At 70.1% G+C, this 5754-nt stretch carries 5 protein-coding genes; 1 reads left to right on the forward strand and 4 read right to left on the reverse strand.

Annotated features, from left to right (window positions below; translation table 11 throughout):
• The 4 genes from D8M35_RS15225 to D8M35_RS15240 all read right to left on the reverse strand — a co-directional run.
• Window positions 1–1199, reverse strand: a 1199-nt coding sequence (locus D8M35_RS15225) for a glycoside hydrolase family 3 protein (RefSeq protein WP_148113399.1), incomplete at its 3' end; no start/stop codon positions are given.
• A 152-nt stretch (window positions 1200–1351) separates the two neighbouring features.
• Entirely contained in the window at window positions 1352–2245 is an 894-nt protein-coding gene (locus D8M35_RS15230) for a carbohydrate ABC transporter permease (protein ID WP_126892592.1), read from the reverse strand.
• Window positions 2245–3264 carry a carbohydrate ABC transporter permease gene (locus tag D8M35_RS15235; protein ID WP_126892593.1) on the reverse strand — a complete coding sequence of 340 codons (1020 nt, stop codon included), beginning with the start codon at window positions 3262–3264 and terminating at the stop codon, window positions 2245–2247. The genes D8M35_RS15230 and D8M35_RS15235 overlap by 1 nt, the downstream gene beginning before the upstream one ends.
• A 2-nt stretch (window positions 3265–3266) precedes the next feature.
• Window positions 3267–4565: an ABC transporter substrate-binding protein gene (locus D8M35_RS15240; protein ID WP_126892594.1), complete on the reverse strand. Its 1299-nt coding sequence runs from the start codon at window positions 4563–4565 to the stop codon at window positions 3267–3269.
• Window positions 4566–4723: 158 nt separating this feature from the next.
• Here D8M35_RS15240 and D8M35_RS15245 point away from each other — a divergent pair, with 158 nt between their 5' ends.
• Window positions 4724–5752: a LacI family DNA-binding transcriptional regulator gene (locus D8M35_RS15245; protein ID WP_238638263.1), complete on the forward strand. Its 1029-nt coding sequence runs from the start codon at window positions 4724–4726 to the stop codon at window positions 5750–5752.
• Window positions 5753–5754 lie beyond the last annotated feature (2 nt).

Raw genomic sequence — 5754 nt, forward strand, 5'->3', positions numbered from 1 at the left:
TGGGTCCGGGAGACGGGGGCGGCAGCGCCTCCACCGACGGGGGCGGCGGCGCCGCTGCCGAGCGGCAGCACGCCGTCGTTCGACAGCAGCACCAGCGACTCGGCCGCCAGTCGCCGCGCCAGCGCCCGGTGCTCGGGCGAGTCGAGGTCGACGGCCGTCGGCGGCTCGTCCTCGAAGGCCTCCGGGTCGAGCAGACCGAGCCGCTCCTTCTGCCGGAGCACGCGCAGCGCGGCACGGTCGACGAGGGCCTCGTCGACGAGTCCGCTGCGGACCCGCTCGACGAGCGGCGCGAGGTACGCGTCACCCGTCGGCAGCTCGACGTCGATGCCGGCCGCGAGCGCCGTCGCGGCCGCCTCGCCGCGGTCACGGGCGACACCGTGCATCACCTCGAGGAACGCGACGGAGAAGTAGTCCGCCACGACCGTCCCGTCGAACCCGAGCCGGTCGCGCAGCAGGTCGGTGAGCAGCGCGGGGTCGGCGGCGACGGGCACGCCGTCGATCTCCGCGTACGAGTTCATGACGCTCCGGGCACCGCCGTCGACGAGCGCCATCTCGAACGGCGGCAGGAAGACGTCGGCGACCTCGCGCGGACCGGCGTGCACCGGCGCGTGGTTGCGACCGGCCCGTGAGGCCGAGTACCCGAGGAAGTGCTTGAGCGTCGCGTCGACACCGGCGCTCTGCACACCGCGCACGTACGCGGTGCCGACCGTGCCGACCAGGTAGGGGTCCTCGCCGATGCACTCGTCGACCCGTCCCCAGCGGGGGTCCCGCACGACGTCGAGCACGGGCGCGAGGCCCTGGTGGACGCCGAGCTCGCGCATCGAGCGGCCGATCACGGCGCCGACCTGCTCGACGAGCTCCGGGTCGAACGACGCTCCCCAGGCCAGCGGCGTCGGGAAGGTCGCCGCCTTCCACGCCGCGAGTCCGGTCAGGCACTCCTCGTGGACGAGCGCCGGGATGCCGAGGCGCGTCTCGCGCTTCAGCCGCCGCTGCTCCGCCCACAGCCAGGCGGCGCGCTCGTCGGGTTCGACGGGTCGGGTGCCGTACACACGGGTGTACTGGCCGAGGCCGTGCCGGGTGACGTCGGCGAGCGCCGTCCCCTGCTGCGCTGCGGCCATCTCGCCCTGCATCGGGGCGACGACGCCGTTCTGGTCGAGCCAGTAGCCGACCAGCTGCGCCGTCTTCTCCTCGAGCGTCATCGCGGCGAGCAGCGCGGTGACGCGGTCGGACGGGAGGCCCGGGGCGGCGCCGCCACGCGCCTCCCGTCCGTCGCGGGTGGCGTCGGTGAGCGGCGGTGCGATCGTGCCACGCGCCTCCTGGCCGTCGGTGGTCACCGTGTGGTCGAGCGTGGTCACCCCTTCACCGCCCCGGTCAGGCCGCCGACGATGCGCTTCTGGAAGATTGTGAAGAACACCAGCGCGGGGATCATCGACATCGACGTGAACGCGAGGACCTTGGCCGTGTCGACGGAGTACTGCGACGAGAACGCCTGGACACCGAGCGGCAGCGTGTACGCGGCCTCGTTGTTGAGGATGAACAGCGGCAGGATGTAGCTGTTCCAGCTGCCGATGAAGGCGAGGATCCCGACCGTCACCACGCCGGGCAGCGACAGCGGGACGATCATGCGGAAGAAGAAGCCGAGGCGGCTGGCGCCGTCGATCGACGCGGCCTCCTCGAGCTCGTCGGGGATCGCCCGCAGGAACGGCACCAGGATGATGACGGTCGTCGGCAGGGCGAAGGCGATCTGCGGCAGGATCACGCCGGCCAGGCTGTTCGTGAGACCGAGGTCCTTGACGAGCAGGTAGAGCGGCGTGATGGCGACCGTGATCGGGAACATCAGGCCCGCGGCGAACAGCGCGTACACCGCACCGCGGCCCTTGAAGGAGTAGCGGGCGAGCACGAAGCTGACCATCAGGCCGAGCACGACGACGCCGAGCGTGGTGCTCAGGGCGCTGATCGTCGAGTTGCCGAGCTGCTGCCAGAAGATCCCGCTCGACAGCACGGAGCCGTAGTTGCCGAACTGGAACGGCGCCGGCAGGCCGGCCGGGCTCGTCGTGATCTGCGAGTTCGTCCGGAAGCCGCCCAGCACGATGTAGAGCACCGGGGCGAGGTTCGCGGCGACGAACAGGATCGCGACGACGTAGGTCAGCGGGCTCGCCTGGCCGAGGGCGGCCCCGGACTTCCGCGCCCGGGCACCACGGCGACCGGGGGCGACGAGGTTGGTGGTGGCGCTGGTGATGGCCATCAGTGCTTCCTCTCGGTGATGGCGCCCGCGGTGTCCCGACGGAGCACGAAGTGCTGGTAGACCAGGGCGACCGCGAGCGAGATCAGGAACATGACCACGGCGACGGCGCTGCCGAACCCGTAGTTGCCCGAGGTCCGGCCGTTGGCGACCATGTACGTCGCCATGGTCGAGGTGCCCGCGGTCGAGGAGATGTACTGGCCCCAGATGATGTAGACGAGGTCGAACAGCTGGAGGGAGCCGATGATCGACAGGAACGCCCAGATGCGGATGGTCGGGCCGAGCAGCGGCAGCGTGATCCGGCGCTGGATCTGCCAGTAGCTCGCGCCGTCGATCGCCGCCGCCTCGAAGAGCTCCTCGGGGATGCTCTGCAGGCCGGCGAGGAACAGGATCACCGCGAAGCCGATGTACTTCCACGAGATGATCGCGAGGAGGCTCCAGATCGCGATGTCCGGGTTCGAGAGCCAGTCCTGACGGAGGCCCCCGAGCCCGATGCCCTGCATCAGGTCGTTCACGGCACCGTTCGACTGGAGCATGAGGCTCCAACCGGTGCCGACGATGACCTCGGAGATCACGTACGGCACGAAGACGAGCACGCGGACGAGTCCGCGGCCGCGCATCTTCTGGTTGAGCAGGAGCGCGAGGACGATCGCGATCGGGCCCTGCAGCACGAGCGACATCACGACGATGAAGCCGTTGTGCAGCAGGACGGACTGGAACGCCTTGTCCTGGAAGATGATCAGGTAGTTCTGCAGCCCGACGAAGTTCGTCGGTGGGCCGTAGCCCTGCCACTTGTAGAAGCCGTAGTACGCGGCCAGCGCCACCGGCAGGATGACGAAGGTCACGAAGACGATGACCGCGGGTCCGGCGAGGACCGCGATCTCGACGCGCTTGCGCCAGTCGGCGACGCGCTTGGCGGTCCGCCGGGCGGGGAGCGGCGAACCGCTCCCCGCCGGGGACGTCCCGGGAGCTGTGCCCGACGCCTTCGCCGGGTTCGTGCCGAGGGAGGTGTCGAGCGCCATGATCAGCCCTTGGCCGCAGCCTGGTTGGTGGTCTCGACGATGTCCTTCGCGCTGCCCTTGCCGGCGAGCAGGTCGACGACGCTGGTGTTCAGCGCGTTGCCGACGTTCTGACCGTACAGGGTGTCGAGGTACTGCGAGACGAACGGAGCCTCCTGGTAGGCGGCGAGGGCCGTCTTCAGGTAGGGCTCGGAGACGACCGACTGGGCGTCCTTGTTGACGGGGATGGCGTTGAAGGCCTTGTAGTAGGCCTCCTGGTTGTCCTTCTGCACGATGAAGTTGAGGAAGTCCGTGCAGGCCTTCTTCGGGGCCTGTGCCGAGCAGGAGTTGCCGTCGACACCACCCATCATCGACTTCGGGTCACCCTTCCCGCCGTCGACCGCCGGGAACGGGAACCAGCCGAGGTCCTGCAGCGGCTTGGAGTCCGGGGTGAGCGAGGCGATCACGCCCGGGTCCCAGGCGCCCATGAGCTCCATGGCGGCCTTGTGGTTCGCCAGGAGTCCGGCCGAGCTGCCGGCACCCTGCTGTGCGGCGGTGGTGAGGAAGCCCTGGTTGAACGGCTCGGTCTTGTTGAAGTCCTCGAGCTGCTGACCGGCCTTGGTCCAGCAGGCGTCGTCGAACTTCAGCGTCTTCGCGGCGTCGTTCAGCGTCTTCTCGCTGCACTCGCGGAGCGCGAAGTTGTAGTACCAGTGCGCGGCCGGCCAGGCGTCCTTCGCGCCGACGGCGACCGGGTCGATGTCCTTCGCCTTGAGCTTGGCGACGTCCTCGTTCAGCTCGTCCATCGTGGTGGGGGTGCCCTCGATGCCGGCCTCGGCGAACAGGTCCTTCGAGTACCAGATGCCCTCGGGGAGCACGGCGCCCGGCATCGCGTAGGTCTTGCCGTCCTTCTCGTACCCGGCGAAGGTGCCCTTGCTGATCGACTGCTTCGCGTCGGCGCTGATCGAGTCGGAGATGTCCATCAGCTGACCGGCTGCGATCATCGCGTCCATCTTGCCGCCGCCGCGCTGCAGGAAGATGTCCGGACCGTCGCCGGAGTTCAGCGCGGTCTGGAGCTTGCCGTCGAGGTCCTCGTTCTGGATCGCCTGGACCTTGATCGTGACGTTCGGGTACTTCTGCTCGAAGGCCTTGACGGTGTCGTCCCAGTAGGCCTTGCCCGGACCGGTGGTCGAGTTGTGCCAGAAGGTCATCGTGACCTTGCCGCCGTCCTGGGACGGGTCGCTGCCGCCGGCGGAACAGCCCGCCATCGTGAGCGCGGTGGCCCCGACCAGCGCGATGGCTGCCGCGGCACGGATCTTCCTCGTCATCGTGGAACTCCTCGGTGTCGTCGTTGACGTTCGCGGCAGTCGATGCCGCTGCGGAGAGCGTGCCAGGTGCTCCGCAGCGTTGTCAATCGTTATCGATAACGTTTTCTAACCATGATGCGCGGACTGGCGGAATGCGGCTCCGGCGGTACGGTGAGCACATGCAGACCGCCGTCGACCCCACGCCCGGACCGGGGCGGGTCACGATCGCGGACGTCGCGCGCGCCGCAGGCGTCTCGATCCCGACCGTGTCGAAGGTGGTCAACAACCGTGACGGCGTCGCACCCGCGACGATGCTCCGCGTGCAGGAGGTCGTCGAGCGCCTGGGCTACGAGACGTCCCTGGTCGCACGGAGCCTGCGGAGCTCGCGCACGAACGTGATCGGCATCCTCGTGCCCGAGTTCGAGCCGTTCTCGACCGAACTCCTGCGCGGTGTCTCGGCGGCGACCACGGGCACCGGCTACGAGCTGCTCGCCTACGCCGGGCTCGAGGCCGGCACCGGGCAGCCCGGCTGGGAGCGACGATCGCTCTCACGCCTGTCCGGCACGCTGATCGACGGCGCGATCGTCGTCACCCCGTCCGCGGCCCTGTCGGGAGCGTCGATCCCCGTCGTGGCGATCGACCCGCACACCGGACCGGAGGGCCACGCCACCGTCGACACCGACAACGCTGCCGGGGCCCGGGACGCCGTGGAGCACCTGCTCGGCCTCGGGCACACCCGCATCGCCCACGTGCAGGGCCGCGGCGACCTGGCGTCGTCGCAGCTGCGCGAGACCGGGTACCGGGACGCCCTCGCCGCCGCGGGCATCGCGGTCGACGAGCGGCTCGTGCGGGCCGGTGACTACCAGGAGGAGCGCTCCGCCGCTGTGGCGCACGACCTCCTGACGCTGCCGGACCGCCCGACGGCGGTGTTCGCGGCGAACGACTCGTCGGCCATCGGCGTGCTGCACGCCGCAGCGTCGCTGGGACTGCGCGTCCCAGCGGACCTGTCCGTGGTCGGGTTCGACGACGTCCCGCAGGCGTCGACGACCACCCCGCCGCTCACCACCGTGGCTCAGCCGCTCGCCGAACTCGGCGCGAGCGCGGTCACGATGCTCCTCGCGATGCTCCGGGGCGAGCCGACGAGCGACCACGTACGGCTGCGCTCGACGCTGCGCGTCCGCAGCAGCACGGCGCCGGCGCGCGGCTGACG

This window comes from Curtobacterium sp. HSID17257 (genome assembly GCF_003989515.1).
Taxonomy (GTDB): Bacteria; Actinomycetota; Actinomycetes; order Actinomycetales; family Microbacteriaceae; genus Curtobacterium.

Excerpts from the sequence above, each read along its gene's own strand:
- D8M35_RS15230 (WP_126892592.1), bottom strand. The coding sequence starts at position 2,245 with ATGGCCATCACCAGCGCCACCACCAACCTCGTCGCCCCCGGTCGCCGT.
- D8M35_RS15235 (WP_126892593.1), bottom strand. The coding sequence starts at position 3,264 with ATGGCGCTCGACACCTCCCTCGGCACGAACCCGGCGAAGGCGTCGGGC.
- D8M35_RS15240 (WP_126892594.1), bottom strand. The coding sequence starts at position 4,565 with ATGACGAGGAAGATCCGTGCCGCGGCAGCCATCGCGCTGGTCGGGGCC.
- D8M35_RS15245 (WP_238638263.1), top strand. The coding sequence starts at position 4,724 with ATGCAGACCGCCGTCGACCCCACGCCCGGACCGGGGCGGGTCACGATC.